The organism is Parabacteroides sp. PF5-6 (genome assembly GCF_029504695.1).
Lineage (GTDB): Bacteria > Bacteroidota > Bacteroidia > Bacteroidales > Tannerellaceae > QVMG01.
The window spans coordinates 132,139-155,890 of sequence record NZ_JAQFIN010000005.1; the positions used below are offsets into that span (position 1 = coordinate 132,139).

Genomic DNA, 23,752 nt, shown 5'->3' on the forward strand with positions numbered 1-23,752 from the left:
ATATTATGAGAACAACCATTCTTTTATCCATCCTGTGTCTGTTCCTGGCTCAAGGAGAACTAAGGGCACAACAAAGTACTTCGCAAGCGGAAGTCTTGAAGACTGCTGTATTGGTGAACGATTATTTTATGAATAAATATGCCGATTACACCCAACCCTCGTATGTCAACCGTTTCCGGCCGAGTAATATCTGGACGCGCGGGGTTTATTACGAAGGACTGATGGCGCTCTACCGCATTTATCCCCGGGAAGCGTATTACCGCTATGCCTATGACTGGGCGGATTTCCATAAGTGGGGCATGCGCAATGGCAATACCACCCGCAATGCCGACGATCAGTGTTGCGGACAGACCTATATCGATCTCTACCGGATCAGCCCCGACTCTCCGGCGATGCTTCGGAATATCAAAGCCACGATGGATATGCTGGTCGGTACGCCCCAGGTGAACGACTGGACCTGGATCGACGCCATCCAGATGGGGATGCCCGTACTGGCGAAGCTGGGACGGACGACAGGCGAAGAAGCCTATTATCATAAGATGTGGGAGATGTACCGGCATTCCCGGAATAGCGAAGGCGGAAAAGGGCTATACAATCCGGCGGACGGATTATGGTGGCGGGATGCCGACTTTGTGCCGCCCTACAAAGAACCGAATGGAGAAGATTGTTACTGGTCGCGTGGCAACGGTTGGGTTTATGCCGCTTTGGTGCGGGTGTTGGATGAAATCCCGGAAACGGAAACACACCGCAACGACTATATCGCCGACTTCCTTTCCATGAGTGTGGCATTGAAGAAATGTCAGCGTACGGATGGTTTCTGGAATGCCAGCCTGCACGATCCGGGAAATTACGGCGGCAAGGAAACGACGGGTACTTCGCTCTTCGTCTATGGCATGGCCTGGGGCATACGCCAAGGCCTATTGAACAAAGAAGAATACCTGCCCCTGGTCGAAAAAGCCTGGCATGCGCTGGTCAAGGATGCGGTGCATGCAAATGGTTTCCTGGGTTATGTGCAGGGAACGGGCAAGGAACCCAAAGACGGGCAACCGGTTACCTATACAAGTGTCCCGGACTTTGAGGACTATGGCGTCGGCTGTTTCCTCCTGGCGGCAACAGAGATCTATAAACTGGGACTTTAAGGAGTGAAATAGCTGATCAGGGAAGCGCGATCTCTCGGATCGGATCCCAGAATACCTGGCGCCAGTTGACGATGCGGTCGTTGACGACCTGTATGCCTTCGGCTTCGAGCATACGTTGCATCTCATGGGAGGCGCCGAAGGCTTCTTTGCCGGAGAGTTGCCCCTGGCTGTTGACCACCCGATGGGCGGGGATCCCGTTCGAGGCGGAATCGCAGGAAGCCATGATCTTGCCGACCAGGCGAGAGTGCATCGGATACCCGATCGCTTTGGCGATGGCGCCGTAGCTGGTGGCTCTGCCGTAAGGGACGGTCTCTACGATCTCATAGATGGCCAGCCGGATAGCGTCTTTCTCCGAAGGGGTTATTGCCATTGCAGCCAGTCGTTGAAAAGTTTGACTTTGGTGGAGTTCCTTCGGAGCCATTCCTCCGAACTATTGTTGAAGCTGTGGCTGATGTAATGGCAGAACGCATCGGTATAGGCTGCGGATGCCATCGCGGAAAAGAAAGGGATATAGAATTCCCAGTAGAGTCCGGCCTCTTTGTTTTTCTTTTGCTGATCGCCCAGATCGGTGAAGAAAGCGCCGGTGGTGCGGATAAAGATTTCCATATCGCCTATCCGGTCGAATTCCAGGTTGTGGCGTGCAATCTCATTGAGAATCATATCCGTAGAAGAGAAAGGATCTTTCGGATCGAACTGACGGGCGGTGGCGTCGCTGAGTTGGAGTTGAATGGCATTGTAGGCCCATTCGGCCCGTTCGGTATCCGTTTCGATGAAAAGGAAATAATAGAGTGACAGCAGACTCTCCACCCGGCGGTTGAGATTCATCATCGTACGTCCCAGGTTCAGGTGGCTTCCGCCATGCTGGGGGTTAAGGTCTAATGCGATAAGAAAAGCCTCTTTGGCCTCTTCGTATTCTTCCAGGTTACGGTAAGCCAAGCCGAGATTGTAATAAAGCAAATGAAATTCATCCTCTTTCTCTATGCCTTCGAGGAACACATCGATCGCCTCTTCGGTTTTTCCCAGATCGTTCAGGCAGGATCCTTTGGTGTTGTAGGCCAGTATGGCGTATTTATCTCCCCGGTCGATAAGTTTGTCGCAGTATTCAATGGCTTCGTAATGAGCGCCTGTCTGCGCCAGGGAGATGGCCAGTTCATAGAGAACGATCTCTGCGTTCGGATCGATCGTCAGTGCCTGGCGGTAGAACGTGATGGCTTTTTCGTATGCTCCGGCATCATGATGTTCGATGCCCAGATGCACCAGGCTATCGATCGCTGTCTCTTGCCCCAGAAGAGGCAGGGATAAGCTTAGGAGGAGGAGGGGGAGGAGGAGAGGTTTCATTTGAGAGTGGGGATTTATAAGAACTCATAAGAATTCATAAGAGCTCATAGGAACTCATAAGAAAAAGAACTCACAGGAATTCATAAGAGCTCATAAGAAAAGGAACTCACAGAAATTCTTAGAACTCTTATGAGTTTCTATGAATTCCTATGAGTTCCTAAACTCTTTTACAACCCTTGCCCATGGCAAGATTTATACTTCTTCCCGCTTCCGCAAGGACAGGGATCATTCCGGCCGACTTTCTTCTCGGCACGTATCGGCGCTGTCTTTTGCTGCGAACGAACCGACTGCATCGCTTCCGCGTTCGGATTGTATTCGGGCGCGTTGGTGGCGCCGACCTCTGCCTTTTCCGTGCGGTAACGGCTCATGTCCTGGCGACGCTCGGGCGCAGCCTGCTGCACGGCAATGCGGCGTGAGGCGGCAGCGGCAGCCTGCTGTTGCTGGGCGGCGGCAGAAGGTTGCTCTTCGCGTACCGGGAGCTGTCCGCGCATCAGGATGGCGGCTGTCTTCCGGTTCATCGCATCGACCATGTTCTTGAACAGGTTGTACGATTCAAGCTTGTAGATCAACAGCGGATCTTTATTCTCGTAGCTCGCGTTCTGTACCGAGTGGCGCAGTTCGTCCATCTCGCGCAGATGCTCTTTCCACGATTCGTCGATCGTATGCAGGGTGATTGATTTCTGGAAAGCTTTGGCGATCGCTTTACTTTCCGTATCGTACGCCTCTTTCAGGTTCGACTGGATGTTGTACATCCGCTTGCCGTCGGTGATCGGGATCAGGATATTCTCATACTGCGCACCCTGATTTTCATACACATGCTTGATCACCGGGTTGGCCACCTGTACCAGGCGTTCCATCCGGCGTTTGAAGGTTTTCAGGACTTCTTCGAATAGTTTTTCGATCAGTTCCGGCGCTCTCATACTCTTGAATGTCTCTTCGTCGAAAGGCGACTCGATGGCGAAAGAGCGGAAGAGCTCCAGTTTGAAGCCTTCGTAATCGTGTACGTCGGCATGTTGCTCTACGATATTCGTCGTCGTATCGTAGATGGTATTCAAGACGTCGAGTCCGATACGCTCACCCATCAGGGCATGCCGGCGGCGGGTATAGATCACGTTACGTTGCGAGTTCATCACGTCGTCGTATTCCAACAGGCGCTTACGGATACCGAAGTTGTTTTCTTCCACCTTCTTCTGTGCCCGTTCAACAGACTTGCTCAGCATATTGTGTTCCAATACTTCCCCTTCCTGGAAGCCCATCCGGTCCATCAGGCCGGCGATCTTTTCGGAGGCGAACAGACGCATCAGATCATCTTCCAATGAAACGAAGAAGACCGAAGAACCCGGGTCTCCCTGACGTCCGGCACGTCCGCGCAACTGGCGGTCGACACGCCGGCTTTCATGCCGTTCGGTACCCAGGATCGCCAAACCGCCTGCCGCTTTCACTTCGGCGGAGAGCTTGATGTCGGTACCACGACCCGCCATATTGGTCGCGATCGTAACCATTCCTTTCTGTCCGGCCTGGGCCACGATCTCGGCTTCCCGCTGGTGCAGCTTCGCATTCAATACATTATGGGAGATCTTACGCATATTAAGCATACGACTCAATAACTCGGAGATCTCGACCGAAGTAGTACCGACCAGTACCGGGCGTCCGGCTTCTACCAATTCGCTGATCTCTTCGATCACCGCGTTGTACTTCTCGCGCTTGGTCTTGTAGATCCGGTCGTTCATATCCTTACGGGCGATCGGGCGGTTGGTCGGGATCACGACCACATCCAGTTTGTAGATGTCCCAAAGTTCGCCTGCTTCCGTCTCTGCCGTACCGGTCATCCCGGAGAGTTTGTGGTACATACGGAAGTAGTTCTGCAGGGTAATGGTCGCGAATGTCTGGGTTGCCGCTTCCACTTTCACCCGTTCTTTGGCTTCGATCGCCTGGTGCAAGCCGTCGGAATAACGGCGGCCGTCCATGATACGTCCGGTCTGCTCGTCGACGATCATCACCTTATTGTCCATCACCACATATTCATCGTCTTTCTCAAACAAGGTATAGGCTTTCAATAATTGGTTGATCGTATGTACACGTTCGCTCTTGACGGAGTAGTTCGCCAGGATCTCGTCTTTCTTGGCTTGTACTTCTTCTTCTGTTCCCTGGATATTATCCAGTTGGGAGAGTTCGGCAGCGATATCGGGCAAGACGAAGAACTGCGGGTCGTCGGACTTACCGGTCAACAGGTCGATCCCTTTGTCGGTCAGTTCGATACTGTTCACCTTCTCGTCGATCACAAAATACAGATCATCCGTTACCAGATGCATATTTCGCATATTCTCCGCCATATAGAGCGCTTCGGTCTTCAGCATCTGGGTCTTCACGCCCGGTTCGCTGAGGAACTTGATCAAGGCTTTGTTGCGCGGATACCCTTTGAAAGAGCGATAGAGTAGGAGGGCACCCTCTTCTTGTACTTTCGGATCGTCGCTTGCCATCTTCTGTTTGGCTTCGATCAAGAGTTTGGAAGTCAGGTTCTTTTGTGCGTTGACCACCACTTCCACATTCGGGCGGAATTGTTCGAACAACTGTTCTTCGCCTCGTGGGATCGGTCCGGAGATGATCAATGGCGTACGGGCATCGTCGATCAATACGGAGTCGACCTCATCGACAATCGCGTAATTGTGTTTGCGTTGCACTAGATCGTTCGGGCTGATCGCCATATTATCACGCAAGTAGTCGAAACCGAATTCGTTGTTTGTTCCGAAGGTAATGTCGGCATTGTAAGCCGCGCGGCGGGCATCGGAGTTCGGTTGATGCTTATCGATACAGTCGACAGACAGTCCGTGGAACATATATAACGGTCCCATCCACTCCGAGTCACGCTTGGAGAGGTAGTCGTTCACCGTTACCACATGCACCCCGTTGCGTGTCAACGCGTTGAGGAATACCGGCAGGGTCGCCACCAGGGTTTTTCCTTCCCCTGTCGCCATTTCGGCAATCTTTCCTTTATGCAAGACGACACCCCCGAAGAGCTGCACATCGTAATGTACCATATCCCAGTGGATCTCGTTCCCACCGGCCGTCCAGTGGTTGAGGTAGATCGCTTTGTCGCCTTCGATACGCACGAAATCGTGCTTGGCCGCCAGGTCGCGGTCGAAATCATTGGCGGTAACCACCGTCTCTTCGTTTTCTTTGAAGCGGCGGGCGGTATCTTTGACAATCGAGAAGGCTTCGGGCAATACCTCTTCGAGGATCTCTTCCATCTTCTCGGTGATCTCTTTTTCGATCTTATCGACTTCGGCCCAGATCGCTTCCCGTTCTTCGAGTTCTTTGTCGTCGATGCCTTCGCGCAGTTTGGCTACCTGTGCCCGTTCGTCGGCTACATAGTCCTGTATGCGTTGTTTGATCTGGTCGGTACGCGCACGCAGCTCATCATTGCTGAGTACTTCGATCGACGGGTAAACGGCTTGTATCTTTTTCACATAGGGAGTGATCTCTTTCAAGTCCCTCTGCGACTTATTGCCGAATAGCTTGGTCATGAATTCATTAAAGCCCATAGTTCTTATTTTAATTGATAATTGATAATTGCTTTACGCTTTGCTAAGCGACCTTTGGTTGACAATTGACAATTAATAGTGTCAATGCGCAATTCGTGCAATTATCGTTCGTTAATATTCTGAAATATAAGGAGTACTGTGTTTGGCCTTCGCCTCTTCGCTGTGGACATTTAATTGTCAATTGTCAATTGTCAATTCGAAAAGCGGCAGCTTTTCGCTCGCGTTCGGTGGCCGGATACGCAGGACATGCGTCACGGAAGGAGCAATCTCGGTTGCTTTGACTTCGCGGTAGATTTTTTGTGGTTTCACGCCGTTGCCCATAAAGATCAAGGGGGTGATCACGGCATTGTTGCGGATTACTTTGACTTTTTCGCCCGGATTGTCGAAATTGATTTTCCAGCCGGGTTGCAGTTCGATGATCAGATCGCCCCGTCCCAGATGGTGTGTACCCTGGCGGAACTTGGCGGTCCCTTCGTTCCAGTCGCCGGTCAATAAGGAATGGTCGGTGGTGACTAACTGTACGCCACTGAATTCCTGCACGAACGCGGCTGCTTTCTCCTGAATCGCTGTCAGGTCGATCTTCGCGTTTTCGATCGCTTTGCGGTTGAGGAAGATCTGGTTGTTATAATAACCGGTTACCCAGTTCTGATCCTGGCCGTAGATGGCCATCAGGTACATATTCAACAAGGCAATGCAACGTTTCGGATGAAACTCTCCGCCACCCAGGGGCAATCCTTCGGGATACTCCTCTTCGCTACGGAAATAACCGGTTCCGGTAAAGACAATCAAGGTGTTCTTCAATCCGACCTTCTTATCCACCGCATCTAATAGTTCTTCGAGATCCTTATCCAATTGATAATACAGATCCTGGATTTCCCGGTTGTATTCCTTGTTCATCAACGGACGGTAATTGCCGGCATAATACGTAACCGCCAGCATATCCGGGCAGGAGCGCGTGCCGAATGCGGCATATTCGAGGAATTGCTTGGCCAACCGGTTGATTTCTTTATTGATAAAAGGAGAGGTCTTCAGGCTGAGGTACACATTCGCCGTTTTCTCGCTGAACGTGTATTTGAAAGGCAATTCATCCAGTACGTAAGGAAAAGCATTGTAACGTTCCAGCGGCAGACTGGGTGTCCAGGTCATGGTTGCCAGGCGGGCGGACAGGGCTTCCGCACCGTTATTGTAGCGGTCGATATACCAGGGAACCCCTTTGTAATAGGTCGTTGTTGCCCATTTCCCGTTGTAGTTGTCCATCCAGAAGGCACCGTTTGCCGCATGTCCGGCAGACAGAATGGCAGCCTCCGCGTCAGGGGCAATGGCAAAAACATCGCTCCGTCCTTTGGAGGCGATCTTCAGTTCATCACCGATCGTGGAGCTGATCAATGCTTTGGGTGAATAGTTTTGCGGGGTGTAATTGCCCAGAAATTCCGGGTCGTTCAGTATGGAAACTTCCCTTTCTTTATCAAAATCATAGATGTTATTGCCGTGAACGCCATGAAAGGCGGGATTGGAGCCGGTAAAAAGGGTAGCAAACGCGCTCGCCTGGTCGATATCCGAGAATTCAAAGCGGATGTTCTGATACATCAGCCCTTCGTTCATCAGGCGCTTGAAGCCCCGTTCGCCGAACGTATTGTAGAAATATTCGATATAATCGCCCCGCAGTTGGTCGACCGTGATACACACCACCAGTTTGGGAACCTCTTGTTGGGCGCCCAGATTGGTGACTGCCAAAAGCATGATAAGCGACGATAATATCTTTTTCATTTATTCTTCTTATAACAATATACGTGCCACCCTGAACGGAATGCCAATGTGGCAATCAACGGAATAAACGCCGCGTTCATTTGCTGGGGGATAATAAACCAACCGGCCAGCAAGAGCAAAAGCGTCGCAAAGTTAATAAAATGATAGCAATATGCCGCTTTCTTCGCCTTTTTTAGCGCAAACAAAACGACCCCGATCAGGTGGAAGGGATGCAGCCAGACGACCGACCAGTTGGGCCAGATCGCCGGGTGCTCGGAAATGAAGCAGAGAAAGAACAGGACACAGCCTGCGATTCCGGCGATGGAGAACAAGAGGATATCGATGCCGCGGAACGTCTTTCCCTTTTTTAATCCACAGAATGATAGGGCGATAACGATCAAAAATAAAAGCCATCCGCATACCACCGGCGTAAAGACCGTGTCCCAGATCGCTGGCGCTTCGTCGTCCTCGATCGCTTTGATGACATTCGTCTCGGCAATCAACGGATATTCTTCGCCTTCCGATGTATAGACAGTCGCCTCGCCCAGTTCCTGTTTGACATATTCCGGCAGGAACATCATCTCGGCCGGCGTGATCGGTCGGTCGGTCGCACTACCCAATGCCAGGTCGATGCCGAAAGTTAGCCAGCGGTGCGCATCCGTACAGTCGTGTACCAACTCGCGGAACGTCTTCGGATGCGGCGGGTTATGATAAATCAGTTCTCCTTCGATCGAACGTTCGATCATCGCCGGCAGGCGGGTGGCGCAGTTGTCGTAAAAGAAGTTATAGCGGTAGACCCGGTTCTTGGGTTGGGCGTTCAACATCAAAGCGGTATACAATGCGTTTTTGTCTGTCGCGTTCAGGTTCAATACCTGTTCGGTCACATCACTTCCCCGCATCTGGTATTCGGCAATATAAGAAATATACCTATTCACCCCCAGGATATAATCGGTATGCCCCAAGGCAAAGCGCAAGATAAAGTTGGGTTTGGAGAAATCAAAGATACCGTAATTAAACACCATATCGTAATCAAATGCCGGATCATAAACCCGGAAGGCTGCATGCCCGAAAACCGTAAACACTGCTTCGTCATGCGGCGCGCTGGTCAATATACTGATCTTTGCTTCTTCGCTCAATTGCCATTGTGCTTTCAGGGGAAACAAAACGGTCCACAACAGGCACAATACAAGTATTTTCTTCATGGTTTTCTATTAAAATCAATGAACAGTGCAAAGGTAGTGAGTATTTTAAATTTCCCCGGGGAATCACCCCAGAAAGTTGTGAAATGTTATTCTGTGACAATATAATATGTTAAAAAACGTTTCTATATATAGTGCTAGCTCATACTATATGTAGTACGGCGTCACACTATAGCTCGTACGCGTGCATACTACCTATAGGAGTTTGCAATATGTCAAATCGCATTTCCATAAGATTTTCAACGCCTCAAATAATACTTAGCGTTATTACTATCATAGCCAATATAAGATTTATCATAAGCATAAGAGCATTTTTTATTTGAATTGATAATAATTCGACCAAGAATATACATTTGACAGCAAATTGGCGATCTCTGATGTCGTTTTGCAATATATTTATCGTCAATGCATTTTTATTTGCTACAAAACAAAATATCAATCATTTTAAATCGTTATTTTTGAATTGACAAAAAGATTGAGCGGTTATGATTTATTAACAAAAACAAATTGGCTGTATTTATTGGGTCATTTATATTCGGCAAGTGTTAACTTAAAAAAATAAATATGAAAAAGAAAGTTGTATTCACTATGGTTATTTTGTTATTTATGCAATATTGCGTAAGTGTTATTGCGAGTAATCCTCCAACGCCTCCTCCTCCTCCTGGGCCATCTGCAACATGTTCATGGGAGAAAACAAGTTGTCCTGGACTTTTTGGCACTTCCCGAGAGATATGCGTAACAAGCGGGAATGGGAATAGTTGTTCATGTGGGGAAGTTACGAGGAATTGCAAGTAGTAAACAATAATTATCAACCCATTTAGCAATTAGTAATGATGTAATAGATTATACTATTGCATCATTATTTTGTGAAATTATGTCAAAAGAGAGAGCTGTCGTTATATTGCTAACGCTAACAATTTGTCTGTATTTGGTATCAACTTACTTTTTTACTAAAAAAGAGTATCGATTGAGACAGGAAATAGCAACGTTAGAAAATACTTTATTAGATACAGATATTAAACAGGAAGAAACTCTTGAAATACTAAAGTCTATAATGTTAAATGAACCTAAAGTTTATGCTGATATTGATAGGAAATTAAATTGCCCCACTCTAATTTTAAGATTGCGTGATGCATCTGCATGAACTGTTACTCTAAAGGTATTAAATATTTTTTTGATGCAAACTTAAAGAGTGAAAACATTCTGATTATCGGGTCATACCGCTTCAACTCCTTATTGGAAAAGGAGTTAAGTTATTACGACATGAAAGGTATGAAATCCATTAATATGCCAAGTGAAACAATTTGTTCTCTAGATGCGCTATCTGCTCCTTACCTATTATATGTAGACGAAAATTGTAACATCCTTAAATGTTATGTTTTTTTTAAAAACAGTAATATCCTATTGGAATATTTTATAGAGAGCTTGAATTTAAACACATAACGTGAAGTGTATGAATATAAAACAAATATGTGATTGTTGGATTTTAATAAGTATTTTTTGCCTTTCCGGTTGTCGCACAGAAAATACGAAAGAGAACCTGTTGATAGGAAGTTTGACCGAAATGGTCCCCAAAAATTTGCAGGCGTCAAATCTGTTTGATGGGGTTACTTTTACTGCTTTAGAAACGACTGATAGTTGCTTGATCGGGAACATAGATCAGATAAAAAAGCGAAACAATTGTTTTTATGTGCAAGCCGACCGGAGAGATCTTTTAGTGTTTGACCATAAAGGAAGTTTTGTTCGGCGAATAGGACAAATCGGACATGGACCGGGTGAATATGCTATTCTGTCTGATTTTGAAGTGGATGAGAAGAACATCTATCTGATGGGACTGAAAAAGATTTATGTGTACACCTTAGCGGGGGATTTTGAACATGAGATACCGCTTACAATCAATGCCCGGTCGTTGCGCTTTGCCGGAGAAAACATCTTGACTTTTGTCCTGGGGGAAAAAGGTGAAAATGTGGTTTGCGTGATTGACAGAAAAGGGCATGTCCGGGAAGGTGTGTTGAAGATGAACGAAACCCTTCGTTTGGCTCGTCCTCTTCCTTTGGTGAATTGGGGAGATCATAAATTATTATTCCATCAGGGATATTCAAATGACTTGTTGATGTATGATGCGCAATCCGGACAGTTTATGCCCATGCGTATTCTGGACCATCACCGGGCAATGTCGATACAGGAAAATGAAAAAATGGAAAGAGAGGGAAGAGAGATAAATAAGTATCCGGGATTTATTTTTGATGGTTTAAGCTCTTCCGCGACCCTACTGGCATTTGGTTGTGTGGAAAATGGAGAAAAAGTTCGATTATACGTGGCCGATGAGGCAAAAAGAACTTATATTTCTTTTCCCTTGGATAGACTAATTGATGATGTGACCTTCACTTCCGGATTCTTCCTGAACTACTTTATGCTCTGCAATAGTTCGGAAGAACGTTTCATCTCCTATATCGAACCTTATGTTTTAGAAGAGGCCTTGAGTAGTACCGCAGCTAAAGCGGATAGTGAGTTTTACCCATTGCTGTGGGAGATTATAGATTCCATAAAAAGTGAAGAAAGCAATCCGATAATAGTCGAATTCAAATTTAATATGTAACAAAAAAAGGCACTCAGAAGTCAATTCAGAGGAGAGGTGTGAGAGATGTTAAGTTCTTTATGTACAGGCTGACCCGGATGATCGGGGTTTATTTGGGTCCGTTTCCGGATCACCCCGGAAAGTTGTGGAACACTTCCTTTCGTTCCCCCTTCTTTTGCCAAAAGGCCAATATGGGTATTTCGCGGGATATTCAAGTATTTTGAGAATTGAAGATCCCATTGTCTGAATCAGGATTATCAGGATTGAATATATTTACAAGATTAGAGGCGAGCGAAGCGAGTGTCACAGGCTTTAATCCTGCCCATTTATTCAATCCTGATAATCCTGATTCAGACAATTGAAATCAAATCTTCTTCGACGCGAACTTCACGGTTTTATAAACCATTGATAATGAGATATTAATATTCTCTTCAGAAACTACTGGTAGTTTGCGCACCAACTACCGGTAGTTTGTCGACAAAATATTAGTAGTTTGCGCGCAAACTACCGGTAGTTTCCCACATGAAAGTTTTTAGTCCGGTCTTCACCTTTCATCCGGTCGCCAGATCCCTGCATTGATCAGTGTTTCGGGTGAAAGGTAGAAGGATACTTAAAAAGACAGACCTTCCCGGAAAAGGCCGCCGGCCTTTTGGAAAACCCTGCCGGTCTTTTGGAAAACCCTGCCGGTCTTTTGGGAAACGCTGCCGGCCTTTTCAGTGAAAGAGGCTATTTTTTTGTAGTCGAAGCCGGATGTTAACAAATGCAAACGATAAATAGTGGTAAACCGATCATTCCGCACATAGTTTTTCATTTTTTTACTTACATCATACAGCCGGGACAGGCAACAATGTTAAACCGATCACTGCCGGGCTCGTCAACAGGTATCAGAAAGTTAGTTACAGGAATTTTACTGTTTTTTTGCTGTTTTGAAATAACTATATGATTGATATACAGCGATGAAAGAAAATCCTGTATGATGTAAGTAAAAAAACGAAAAACTCTGTTCGGAGGGTATTTTGGGAGGTTCCGTTCTCCAATAACTCGCTTCGGATCTGCAAATAGTTTGAAATGTGAAGATATTTCCAGAGGCCAACGGCCTCCGAGCAACAGCATAGGGCATCGCCCTATGGCAGGCGTCCCTCTCAACCCATAAGCCCCCTCCCACCACCCCGTCACGTCTCTGGCGTGCCACCCCTCCTCAGGCAGGAGGGGATTGCGAAAGCTTTGAGGGCTTCACCCTCACATTTAATATGTTATCATTACGTAGGGCGTTGCCCTACGCTATTGCTCCAAGGCCGTTGGCCTCTAAAAAAAAATCTTCCGATTTCCTTCGATGCGAACGGGCTCCACAAGATTACCGGATGATCCCAGTTTGGCGGGGGTAAAATGGGGTTATAAAACAAAAAAAGGACCGCATTTCTGCGATCCTTTGATTTTGAGTTGCGGAGGCAAGACTCGAACTTACGACCTTTGGGTTATGAGCCCAACGAGCTACCACTGCTCCACTCCGCGATATAGTTGCATTCATTACCTGATTGCGAGTGCAAAGGTATGGCTTTATATTTAGAAAACAAAATTATCGTAAGTTTTTTTTAATCCGCTTGCTTATTCAAGCCCCTTTGTCTATTTTTGCGCACATATTTGATGAAAATGTGCAATTAGCCCTATGACAGTGTCGAAAACAAGAGATATGTTAGTGGATGTGGCCAGACAGTTGTTTGCCCGCATGGGAGTGGATAATACGACCATGAATGATATTGCACATGCTTCGCAGAAAGGCAGAAGGACGTTATATACCTATTTTAAGAGCAAGAATGAGATTTATCTGGCGGTGATCGAATCGGAACTGAATAAATTGTATATGATGTTGGTGGACGTGGCCGGCAAAGAATTACCGGCCGACGAGAAACTGATCAATTTCATTTATACCCGGTTGGATACAATCAAATCACTGGTTTTCCGAAATGGTACATTGCGTGCGACCTTTTTCCGCGATATCTGGCGGGTGGAGAAGGTACGAAAGAACTTCGACCTGCGCGAAGTGGATCTGATCAAGAACATACTGGACGATGGGGTGAAAGAAGGGGTGTTTCAAATGCCCGATACCGACGTCACGGCCCTGGTTCTTCATCATAGTCTGAAAGGCCTGGAAGTGCCCTATATCCGCGGGGTTATGGGCGATACGATCCAGCAGCGTATCAAGCGTAGAGATAACGTGATTAATTTGATATTCAACGGAATAAAAATAAAAAATAGTTAGAAAACTATGTATATTAATGCATCCGGTTATTATATACCTGAAGAGCGTGTAGATAACCAACATTTTCTGGAACTGAACGGATTAACTAGTGAGTGGATTGAACAACGTACAGGAATCAAAACCCGATCCAAAGCCAGAGCTGAAGAAAATGTCAACACCATGGGATTGGAGGCGGTTCGCCGGGCTTTACCCCAATTGCCTTATGATATTACAGAAGTAGACTTGATTATTCAAGCCTCTTACTCTCCTTACGATACGGTAGCTACCGGAGCACATGTGGCGCAACGCGAATTTCATATCGTCAATGCAAAAGCGATGTATCTTTCTTCCGCCTGTTCGTCTTTTCTGAACGCATTGGAGGTGGTCGAAGGTTATTTCTGCATGGGAAAAGCCTCCAAGGCTTTGATTATCTCCGCCGATAAGAACTCGGCCTATTCGAATGAGACCGATCCGAAAGCCGGACATCTCTGGGGAGATGCGGCAGCCGCCTTTTTTATCTCGAAAGAGCGTGTGAAAGAGACGGATGCGGAAGTGCTGGAGATTGTCACCCAAGGCCTCGGACATATCGGAAAAGGTCCCGAAGGCGTGCAACTGCGTCCGCGCGACGGAGGAATTATGATGCCCGAAGGGCGCGACGTATTTATTCAGGCGTGTACCTATATGCCGAAAAATGTGCTTTACCTGTTAGATAAAAACGGCTATACGCTGGACGACCTGACGTATTTCGTCGGTCACCAGGCCAATATGCGTATCATGTCGAACATTGCCAAGCAGTTGAACCTGCCCGACGAGAAGTTCCTGCAGAACATCGAAGAGCTGGGCAATACCGGTTCGGTCAGCTCGGCACTGGTCTATGCACAAAACGCGAAAGATTTCAAGAAAGGCGACCTGATCGCCATCACCGTCTTCGGCGGAGGTTATTCCGCAGGGGCCGCGTTGATCAAATTGTAACCGGGGCCCCACCAACCTCCCCCAAGGGGAGGCTAAGGAGTGGGTACTTGATATAGAGATAAGATTAATTATATAAACTGCCCTTTTAGCCTCCCCTTTGGGGGAGGTTGGTGGGGCTAAATAGTATGGTATGAAATTATTGGAAGGAAAAGTAGCGATTGTAACCGGTGCCGCTCGCGGTATTGGCAAGGCGATCGCGTTGAAGTTTGCTGCCGAAGGCGCAAATGTAGCGTTTACCGATTTGGCGATAGACGAGAATGGTTTGGCTACACAGGCTGAGATTGAAGCCTTAGGCGTAAAAGCAAAAGGCTATGCTTCGAATGCGGCGAATTTCGACGAAGCGCATGCGGTAGTGGCGGAGATCGTGAAAGATTTCGGTCGCGTGGATATCCTGGTGAACAATGCCGGTATCACGCGTGACGGGCTGATGATGCGTATGAGCGAACAGCAATGGGATATGGTGATCAATGTGAATCTCAAGTCGGCATTCAACTTTATCCATGCCCTGACTCCGGTGATGATGAAGCAGAAAAGCGGCAGCATCATCAATATGGCGTCTGTTGTCGGCGTATCCGGTAATGCGGGACAGGCCAACTACTCCGCGTCGAAAGCCGGTATGATCGGTCTGGCCAAGAGTGTAGCCAAGGAATTGGGATCACGTGGTATCCGTGCCAATGCGATTGCTCCGGGTTTCATTATCACAGAGATGACCGATGTATTGTCGGAAGAAGTAAAAACCGAATGGGCGAAACAAATCCCGTTGCGCCGTGGTGGAACGACCGAAGATGTAGCCAACTGCGCTACCTTCCTGGCTTCCGATCTGTCGGCCTACGTGACAGGGCAGGTGTTGCTCTGTGATGGGGGGATGCATATGTAGATCAATTATGAATTATGAATTATGAGAGCAGGGTTGTTCCTTTTTTCTCATAATTCATAATTCATAATTCATAATTCCAATGAAGGTTCTTTACGAAGACAACCACCTTATCGCCGTTTCGAAGACCTGCCACGAGATTGTGCAGGGCGATAAGACGGGGGATGAACCGCTGTCGGAAACGCTGAAAGCCTGGCTGAAAGAGAAATATCAGAAGCCGGGCAATGTGTTTTTGGGCGTTACCCATCGCCTGGATCGTCCGGTGACGGGTCTTGTGGTCTTTGCCAAAACGAGCAAAGCCCTTTCCCGCCTGAACGAGATGTTCCGCCTGGGTGAGGTGAAGAAAACCTATTGGGCGATAGTCAAGAAACGTCCGCCACAGGAAGAAGGCGAACTGGTGCACTGGCTGGTGCGCAATGAAAAACAAAACAAAACCTATGCCTACGATAAGGAGAAGCCGAATGCAAAAAAGGCTATCCTTCACTACAAAAGAATAGCCTCATCGGATCATTATCATTTGTTGGAGATCGACCTGAAGACCGGGCGCCACCATCAAATCCGTGTGCAGCTTGCCAAGATGGGTTGCCCCATCAAGGGTGACCTGAAATATGGCTTCGACCGCTCCAATAAAGACGGAGGCATCAGCCTGCATGCCCGCAAGGTTGAATTTTTGCATCCCGTATCCAAAGAACAAATTCGAATCGAAGCGCCGGTACCGGAAGGGGAGGTGCTTTGGAAGGCGTTAACAGTCTGAATCAGGATTATCAGGATTTAATAAATTAGCAGGATTAGATTACTAACTGATTGCATGTCAGCGGTAACTTAATCCTGCTAATTTGTTAAATCCTGATAATCCTGATTCAGAGAATTGTCACCGCTTCAATCACAATATTCTCCAGCGGCCGGTCTTGTTTGTTGGTCGCGGCGTTTTGGATTTTATCCAGGATCTCCAGGCCTTCGACAACTTCTCCGTAGACTGTGTAGTTATTATCTAAGAACGGTGTTCCGCCAATGGTTTTATACGCTTCTTTGACTTCTTCCGACATCTTGCATTCGTCCTTGCGTTTTTCGGCTTCCAACTGGGCTTTGCCGATCAGGGTGTCGCGCAGGATCATCATCTCTTCTTTGTTGCCGCTGCGGTAGAGCTCCATGATCTTGGGTTTGTTCTCCGTTTGCAGTTGGTTGAAGATGGATTGCACCAGTTGGCTTTCCATCTGTTTCTCCATTTGTTTGATCTCCCCGTCGGAATAGGTCTTGCCGGTCACCAGATAAAACTGGGAAGCGGAAGAGGCCTTTTGCGGATTCTCGGTACGGGCAGCGCATAAGGCCCCTTTCTTGTGGAAATACTTCGGATAAACGAACTCGGCGGGCACGGTATATCCCAGGTCGCCGGAACCCAGTTGTTTGTTGATCGGCGCGTCTTTCGAAGTCACATCTCCACCTTGTATCATAAAATCCTTGATTACGCGGTGGAACAACAGCCCGTTATATGTACCTTCTTTTACTAATTTGAGAAAATTATCCCGGTGAGCCGGTGTCTCATTGTATAATTTTAAGGTGATCGGACCATACGAAGTCTGCATCACTACCTTTGTTTCTTTTTCCATTTTCTTCTAATTCCTATTATCTACTAACTACTAACTACTAACTACTAACTACTCTCTCCCTTATTTCTCCACAATCGTCATCGTCTTGATCCGGATATTCTTCAGTGGGCGATCCTCTTCATTGGTTGGGACGAACTGCATTTTATCCACTACCTTCATGCCGCTGACTACTTCGCCGAAGACTGTATAACTGCCGTCCAGATGCGGGGCACCGCCTTCGAGCATATAGGCTTGTTTTTGTTCCTCGGTCAGCTGTTTGCCTTCATTCTTCTCCATCTTGTCCAGCTCCATCTGTGTGAAGTGCTTACCGGTCACGATATAGAACTGGGTCGCGGAGGATGCTTTCTCCGGATTCTCTTCATCGCTGGAGCGGGCGGCACACAAGGCTCCTTTTTTATGGAAATATTGAGGATAAACAAATTCGGCGGGTATGGTATAACCGGGATCACCGTCGCCCAGGTGGGTCTCGATCGGAGCGTCTTTCGAATTGATATCTCCTCCCTGCACCATAAACTGGCGGATAATCCGGTGGAAAAGAAGCTCGGTATAGACCCCTTCATTTACATTCTTAATGAAATTGTCACGGTGCAGGGGCGTCTCATTGTAAAGCTTCACCTTGATCTTCCCCATATCCGTATCAATCAATACCAGTGTTTCCAAATCCTGCGCTTTCAATACGGAAGCGCCTGCCAATACCATAATCAGCCATATTCCAAAGGCACGTTTCATCATCATTTCAGTTGTTTTTGTTTTTTATAAAAGGGGGTTAAGGGGATTAAGGAGTTTAAGGGGATTAACGACTTTAAAAGGCCTTAAACCCCTTAAACCCCTTAAAAGCCTTAATCCCCTTAAACCCTTAAAATAACTTCGCCGGATATTCCCCGGCATCTACCAGCGCCTGGATCTTGTCTACGACTCCCTGACGGTCGGCGGCGTAAGTCACGCCAAACCATTTGGAGGTTGTATCCAATACTTTTACCTTCGCCGTGCCGTTTGTGATCAGTTCATTCACCATCAGGGGGATGAAGTATTCACTCTTCAGGTTGCCGGCATTGGTTTTGAGGAAGTTCACGAAGAAATCTTCCGAATATTGGAAGTAGTCGGGCGTAAAGCCCCACATATTCATAGACACCGGAGTCTTTTCATCCAAAACGACTTTCTTTCCGTTCTCGTCGATAAACTGGATCTCACCGTCGATCTTCTCAATGGCGGTACGTTCTACCACACCGGTCAGGTAGTCTTCAGCGTTGGTCTCGCAAACGCCACGCGCCACCGATCCACTCTCACTCAACGTATTGCCTACGCGATAGCCCACCATGCAATAGTCGTTCTGCGTGCCTGCCATTCCGGAAAGTTGTTTGCCCAGTACGGCAAAGCTGTCGCGGCCATAGAAATCATCGGCATTGATCACGGCAAAAGGTTCGTTGATCACGTCTTTGCCCATCAATACGGCATGGTTCGTGCCCCAGGGTTTTTCTCTTCCTTCGGGAACACTAAATCCTTCGGGCAGGTAGTCGAGTTCCTGGAATACCACTTCTACCGGAATATGATTTTCGTACTTGGAGATGATCTTTTCACGGAAATCCTGTTCGAAATGTTTGCGGATCACAAACACCAGTTTGCCGAAACCACCCCGAATCGCATCGTAAATGGAATAATCCATAATCGTTTCCCCGTTAGGTCCCAGTCCGTCTAATTGTTTCAAACCACCGTAACGGCTACCCATCCCGGCAGCCAATACAAATAAAGTAGGCTTCATCGTATTTATCTTTTAGAGTTATAATTAAGCTGCAAACTTAATAAAAATGTGGTTAACTTTGCCGTTGCTAAAAAAAAGAAATCCATGTACAAGTATATTGCTTCTCTCTCTCTCTTTCTATTTACCTGTGTTTCTCCGATCTCATTGAAGAGTCAGGAGTTACTTAATCCGTTTGACTACGCCATTCTATTGAGTGGCAATTTCGGCGAGCTGCGCACGAACCATTTCCATGCCGGTATCGATTTCAAGACCAAAGGTGCCGAGGGCAAACCGGTACATGCCGTGACCGATGGCTATATCTCCCGCGTCTCGGTCAGTCCGGGTGGCTATGGGAACGGATTGTATCTGACCCATGCCGACGGTACGACCACGGTCTACGGCCATCTCCAACGTTTCCTGCCCGCGGTGGCCGACTATGTGAAAGAAGAACAATACGCGCAGGAGAGTTTCTCCGTCAACCTCTATCCCGAAGCCGACCGCTTCCCGGTGAAAAAGGGAGAACTGATCGCCTGGAGCGGCAATACCGGAAGCTCGGGCGGACCACATCTGCATTTTGAAGTGCGCGATACGAAAAGTGAAGAGCTACTCGATCCCATCCTTTTTTATAAGAAACAGATCCGCGATACCCGTCCGCCCCGTATCCAGGGCGTGATGCTTTATCCGGTGGAAGGCGAAGGCGTGGTGAATGGGAAGAAAGCGAAACAGGAATTCAAAAAACTGAGTCCGAAAGATGGAAAGCAAACGTTAACGGCGAAGCTAACCGCCTGGGGACGGATCGGTGTCGGCGTAAAGGCTTACGATTATATGGACGACACCCACCATGTGTACGGCGTGAAAGAGATCGTGCTGAAGGTCGACGGCGATACGGTTTTCCATTCCTATATCGACCGCTATGCCCTGAATGAGAGCCGCTACCTGAACAGCTTTGTCGATTATGCCGACTGGATCGATAACCGTTCTTTTTATATGAAAAGCTTTATCGAGCCGGGCAATAAGCTGCGTTTTATCAAAGGCAAAGACCGCGGTTATCTCACGATCGACGAGGAGCGCCCGTATCTGTTTGAATATATCCTGACGGATGCTTTTGGCAATTCGGCTTATCTGGAAATGCAGATCGAAGGGAAAGAACAACCCATACCCGCACCCGAAACCGAAGGGCGTGAGCTTTTCAGCTGGCGGTCGGAGAATAAGTTCGGCGCGAAAGGCATCCGTTTGACTATTCCCAAAGGCAACCTCTACGATAGTTTCTATTTCAAGTACACAGCAAAAGAAGGGGAAACAGATCTGAGTGATATCCATCAGTTGCATAACACCCCTGTCGCCTTGCATCAGAATGCCCAACTATCGCTCCGCCTGTTGACGGATTCGTTGGAGAACAAAACACAATATGGCATTGTGCATTTACACAAAGGACGTCGCGCCTGGATCGGTGGTACCTACCGCAACGGATGGATCGACGCCACGATCCGCGAACTGGGGCAATACAGCCTGGCTGTAGACACCGTCCCGCCAACAATCACGCCTATCGATCCCGCCACCTGGAAAAATAAACGCCGCTTTGTCTTCCGCCTGTCGGATAACCTGAGCGGCATAAAAACCTACCGGGGAGAGATCGACGGCACATACGCCCTCTTTACACGCGACAACCGCTCGGTCATCACCTACCATTTCGACCGCGAACGTCTGCTACCGGGCGAACACAGTCTCCGCCTCACCGTCCAGGATGGCTGTGGTAATGAGACGGTTTATACACAAGTCTTTATTATGAATTAATATCCCCCATCGCCACCTGATACTCCTGCCAGAGCGCGTCGATCTGGTATTCTTTGCCTAAAACGAGTTTGATGGCCTCGTCGAACGACCAGGGGATGATCTCCAATGTGCTCCGATTGAATTTACGCAGGAAGTCCGGATCTTTATTGTCGCGCAGCCAGACAAAGAAATAACCGGCACGGCGGTATCCATCCATATAATTTCCCCCCTTGGGGCGGTCTTCTTCGCCGTTGAAGCCTCCGTTGGCTACCCGCACCGCATCGGCCATGCCTTCGATAAAGGCCCAGAATACTTTGTTGGTGCCATACGAACCGATGCCCTGAGGCTCCAATTGGTAGGCGTGAGTCAGTTCGTGCAATAATACCCCGCGGGTTTCGAAGAATACCTTTGCGGTGTCATTGTTCGCAAAAGACTTTTCGATATGGCGGGTGCTGTAGAAAATCCCAATCTCGCCGCCACCGCCGCCTTTGGCCGATACGCCGTCGGTATCTTCCAATTTGTAATGCAGGTTGTTTACCGGAACAATGCTGTCAGCCGGACTGTAATACAAAGTGTTTAATACTGTCCGCGCCTGCTCGGCGATGTAAGCCTGCGGATCGACGATGATACTGTGATAAATGCGTGAACCCTCACTCTGCGGCGCTTTGTCCTCGAACAGGATATTGCCCACAAAATAATCTTTCCATACCTCTTCGGCTGTTGCCTGATTACTGCCCGCGGAGCCTTCGGTTTTCGCCCCGGTTGTTTGGGATGTGCATGCCGAAAGGCCTATACAAAGCCCTGAAGCAATGAATAAAAACTGCTTTTTCATGTGTTTTCTTACGTTGTCTAATATGCTATCTAAAACTTGGATAGCGCAAAGATAATGCAATTCTTTCTGTTCGGCAGATAAAAAACGGATTATCCGCGGGAATAGTCGGCTTTTTTGCCGGGAGTATTTGTTTGTTGATAACCGTCAACACATTTGTTGATAACTATCAACAGATCTGTTGACAATTATCAACAAATCTGTTGACAATTATCAACAAGTGAATACTCCCTCCATTTCGCACGCGTTTTGTGGTGGGGATGAGCGTAGATCTGCGCGGTTTTTTAGCGACAGAAAGCGGTGATATCCATATTTTTTATGTATGTTTGCTCGTTCATTAAAAAAGAAAACAGAGAATAAATTAAGGTTTTAAACCCATAGATAGTTAAGATGGAAAATAACGATTTACTGGAAATGGTTCGGAGTAAGGCCGAAGGATGGCTTACTGAAAGTTATGATGCGGAAACCCGCGCGCAGGTACAGGCTTTATTGGATAATGAAGATCCGACGGAACTGATTGAAAGTTTCTATAAAGATCTGGAGTTTGGTACCGGTGGGTTACGGGGAATCATGGGAGCGGGAAGCAACCGGATGAATATTTATACCGTAGGCGCTGCCACCCAGGGACTTTCCAATTACCTGAAAAAGGAATTTGCCGACCGCGAAGAGATCAAAGTGGTTATCGGGCACGACTGCCGTAATAACAGCCGAAAGTTCGCCGAGATCTCGGCGGATATCTTCTCGGCAAACGGGATCAAGGTGTATCTTTTCGAAGATCTTCGTCCGACACCGGAGATGTCGTTCGTCATCCGCCGCCTGGGATGCCAGAGTGGTATTATCCTGACCGCTTCGCACAATCCGAAAGAATACAATGGCTACAAAGCCTATTGGGACGACGGCGCGCAGATGATCGCTCCGCACGACCGCAATACAATCGCTGAAGTGAATAAGATTCGCAATGCAGCAGAGATCAATTTCAAAGGCAATAAGAGCCTGATTGAAATTGTCGGCAAAGAGATGGACGCGCAGTATATCCAGGCATTGACCACGCTCTCGCTCTCGCCAGAAGCGATCCGTCGGCATAGCGATATGAAGATTGTGTATACGCCGATCCACGGGACCGGTGTAGAGATGGTACCGGCAGCCTTGAAAGCGTTTGGCTTCACGAATATTATCCATGTGCCCGAACAGGATGTGGTGAGCGGTGATTTCCCGACTGTGGTTTCGCCCAACCCGGAAGAGCCGGCAGCCTTGTCGATGGCCGTTGAGAAAGCCAAAGAAACGGATGCCGAATTGGTATTGGCGACCGACCCCGATGGTGACCGTGTAGGTGCCGCGGTGAAGAATAACGCAGGCGAATGGGTGTTGCTCAATGGCAACCAGACCTGTCTTTTGTTTGTCTATTACCTGATCACCCGCTGGAAAGAGCTGGGCAAGATCGAAGGCAATGAATATATCGTCAAAACGATTGTGACCACCGAAACGATCCGTACGATCGCTGAAAAGAACGGTGTGCAGATGTATGATGTCTATACCGGATTCAAATGGATTGCCGATGTGATGCGTAAGAACGAAGGCAAGAAGGCGTATATCGGTGGAGGCGAAGAAAGTTATGGCTTCCTCTGTGAGGATTTTGTGCGCGATAAAGACGCGATCTCTGCCTGTGCAATCCTGGCGGAAATGACGGCCTGGGCGAAAGACCAGGGCATCACGCTCTATCAGTTGTTGCAGAAGATCTATGTCGAATACGGCTATTCGAAAGAGATCGGCATCTCTGTGGTCAAGAAAGGCAAGAGCGGCGCGGAAGAGATCGAAGCAATGATGAAGCGTTTCCGGGAAAACCCGTTGACGGAATTGGCCGGTTCGAAGGTATGCCTGTTCAACGACTTCAGCACGCTGAAGGGACATAGCTATCCGGATGATGAAGTCTTAACGTTGGATATGCCGACCACGTCGAATGTCTTGCAGTATTTCGCGGAAGACCAGACCAAGGTGTCTATCCGTCCTTCGGGCACGGAACCCAAGATCAAGTTCTATTGCGAAGTCTATTCCAAAATAAACAGTGTGGACGACATCCCGGCAGCAGAAGCTGCCGCAGCCGAAAAGATCGAACGGATCAAAGCTTCGCTGGGTATCTGAAACGCAAGTAAAACATTTTGATTTGCACCTCTTATTCAA

The 23,752-nt window shown here is 47.9% G+C and carries 18 protein-coding genes and 1 tRNA gene; 9 read left to right on the forward strand and 10 right to left on the reverse strand.

The window, feature by feature from the left end; translation table 11 throughout:
• The first annotated feature begins 5 nt into the window (after positions 1 to 5).
• Positions 6 to 1,139, forward strand: coding sequence for a glycoside hydrolase family 88 protein (locus tag M2133_RS08205; RefSeq protein WP_277465597.1), 1,134 nt, complete (start codon positions 6 to 8; stop codon positions 1,137 to 1,139).
• 16 nt (positions 1,140 to 1,155) lie between these two features.
• Here M2133_RS08205 and M2133_RS08210 read toward each other — a convergent pair whose 3' ends face one another.
• The 5 genes from M2133_RS08210 to M2133_RS08230 form a co-directional block, all read right to left on the reverse strand.
• Complete coding sequence (locus tag M2133_RS08210; protein ID WP_277465598.1) at positions 1,156 to 1,509, reverse strand: MGMT family protein; 354 nt, start codon at positions 1,507 to 1,509, stop codon at positions 1,156 to 1,158.
• On the reverse strand, positions 1,500 to 2,477 hold the full coding sequence (locus M2133_RS08215; protein WP_277465599.1) for a tetratricopeptide repeat protein: 978 nt from the start codon (positions 2,475 to 2,477) through the stop codon (positions 1,500 to 1,502). Before M2133_RS08215 ends, M2133_RS08210 begins: the two co-directional genes overlap by 10 nt.
• Before the next feature lie 167 nt (positions 2,478 to 2,644).
• A complete protein-coding gene (secA, locus tag M2133_RS08220; protein ID WP_277465600.1) occupies positions 2,645 to 6,019 on the reverse strand; it encodes a preprotein translocase subunit SecA in 3,375 nt (1,124 codons plus the stop codon).
• 177 nt (positions 6,020 to 6,196) lie between these two features.
• Positions 6,197 to 7,786 carry an alkaline phosphatase family protein gene (locus M2133_RS08225; protein WP_277465601.1) on the reverse strand — a complete coding sequence of 530 codons (1,590 nt, stop codon included), beginning with the start codon at positions 7,784 to 7,786 and terminating at the stop codon, positions 6,197 to 6,199.
• A complete protein-coding gene (locus M2133_RS08230) occupies positions 7,783 to 8,967 on the reverse strand; it encodes a DUF4105 domain-containing protein (RefSeq protein ID WP_277465603.1) in 1,185 nt (394 codons plus the stop codon). The genes M2133_RS08225 and M2133_RS08230 overlap by 4 nt, the downstream gene beginning before the upstream one ends.
• An 871-nt stretch (positions 8,968 to 9,838) precedes the next feature.
• On the opposite strand from M2133_RS08230, the gene M2133_RS08235 reads away from it, so the two are divergent.
• Positions 9,839 to 10,108, forward strand: a complete 270-nt coding sequence (locus M2133_RS08235) for a hypothetical protein (protein WP_277465604.1) — start codon at positions 9,839 to 9,841, stop codon at positions 10,106 to 10,108.
• A gap of 309 nt (positions 10,109 to 10,417) precedes the next feature.
• A complete protein-coding gene (locus M2133_RS08240) occupies positions 10,418 to 11,563 on the forward strand; it encodes a 6-bladed beta-propeller (protein ID WP_277465605.1) in 1,146 nt (381 codons plus the stop codon).
• Between the two features lie 1,419 nt (positions 11,564 to 12,982).
• Here the strand turns inward: M2133_RS08240 and M2133_RS08245 are convergent.
• Positions 12,983 to 13,054 (reverse strand) — tRNA-Met (locus M2133_RS08245).
• A 154-nt stretch (positions 13,055 to 13,208) separates the two neighbouring features.
• On the opposite strand from M2133_RS08245, the gene M2133_RS08250 reads away from it, so the two are divergent.
• The 4 genes from M2133_RS08250 to M2133_RS08265 all read left to right on the forward strand — a co-directional run bounded on the left by M2133_RS08250 (position 13,209) and on the right by M2133_RS08265 (position 16,381).
• On the forward strand, positions 13,209 to 13,802 hold the full coding sequence (locus M2133_RS08250) for a TetR/AcrR family transcriptional regulator (RefSeq protein WP_277465606.1): 594 nt from the start codon (positions 13,209 to 13,211) through the stop codon (positions 13,800 to 13,802).
• 6 nt (positions 13,803 to 13,808) lie between these two features.
• Positions 13,809 to 14,753, forward strand: a complete 945-nt coding sequence (locus tag M2133_RS08255; RefSeq protein ID WP_277465607.1) for a ketoacyl-ACP synthase III — start codon at positions 13,809 to 13,811, stop codon at positions 14,751 to 14,753.
• A 130-nt stretch (positions 14,754 to 14,883) separates the two neighbouring features.
• Positions 14,884 to 15,630, forward strand: coding sequence for a 3-oxoacyl-[acyl-carrier-protein] reductase (fabG, locus tag M2133_RS08260; protein WP_277465608.1), 747 nt, complete (start codon positions 14,884 to 14,886; stop codon positions 15,628 to 15,630).
• 79 nt (positions 15,631 to 15,709) lie between these two features.
• Positions 15,710 to 16,381, forward strand: a complete 672-nt coding sequence (locus tag M2133_RS08265) for an RluA family pseudouridine synthase (protein WP_277465610.1) — start codon at positions 15,710 to 15,712, stop codon at positions 16,379 to 16,381.
• 106 nt (positions 16,382 to 16,487) lie between these two features.
• On the opposite strand, the gene M2133_RS08270 is transcribed toward M2133_RS08265, so the two are convergent.
• From M2133_RS08270 to M2133_RS08280, 3 genes are all read right to left on the reverse strand, one after another.
• A complete protein-coding gene (locus M2133_RS08270; protein ID WP_277465611.1) occupies positions 16,488 to 17,234 on the reverse strand; it encodes a peptidylprolyl isomerase in 747 nt (248 codons plus the stop codon).
• A gap of 60 nt (positions 17,235 to 17,294) precedes the next feature.
• The gene (locus M2133_RS08275; RefSeq protein ID WP_277465612.1) at positions 17,295 to 17,969 is read right to left on the reverse strand and encodes a peptidylprolyl isomerase; all 675 of its coding nucleotides are present in this window, start codon (positions 17,967 to 17,969) and stop codon (positions 17,295 to 17,297) included.
• A gap of 121 nt (positions 17,970 to 18,090) precedes the next feature.
• The gene (locus M2133_RS08280; protein WP_277465614.1) at positions 18,091 to 18,993 is read right to left on the reverse strand and encodes a nucleotidyltransferase; all 903 of its coding nucleotides are present in this window, start codon (positions 18,991 to 18,993) and stop codon (positions 18,091 to 18,093) included.
• Between the two features lie 84 nt (positions 18,994 to 19,077).
• Between M2133_RS08280 and M2133_RS08285 the strand changes: the two genes are divergently transcribed.
• Positions 19,078 to 20,766, forward strand: a complete 1,689-nt coding sequence (locus M2133_RS08285) for a M23 family metallopeptidase (protein WP_277465615.1) — start codon at positions 19,078 to 19,080, stop codon at positions 20,764 to 20,766.
• On the opposite strand, the gene M2133_RS08290 is transcribed toward M2133_RS08285, so the two are convergent.
• Entirely contained in the window at positions 20,756 to 21,577 is an 822-nt protein-coding gene (locus tag M2133_RS08290; RefSeq protein ID WP_277465617.1) for a basic secretory protein-like protein, read from the reverse strand. The two genes, M2133_RS08285 and M2133_RS08290, sit on opposite strands and share 11 nt — an antisense overlap.
• 387 nt (positions 21,578 to 21,964) lie before the next feature.
• Here M2133_RS08290 and M2133_RS08295 point away from each other — a divergent pair, with 387 nt between their 5' ends.
• Positions 21,965 to 23,713: a phospho-sugar mutase gene (locus M2133_RS08295; protein ID WP_277465618.1), complete on the forward strand. Its 1,749-nt coding sequence runs from the start codon at positions 21,965 to 21,967 to the stop codon at positions 23,711 to 23,713.
• Positions 23,714 to 23,752 lie beyond the last annotated feature (39 nt).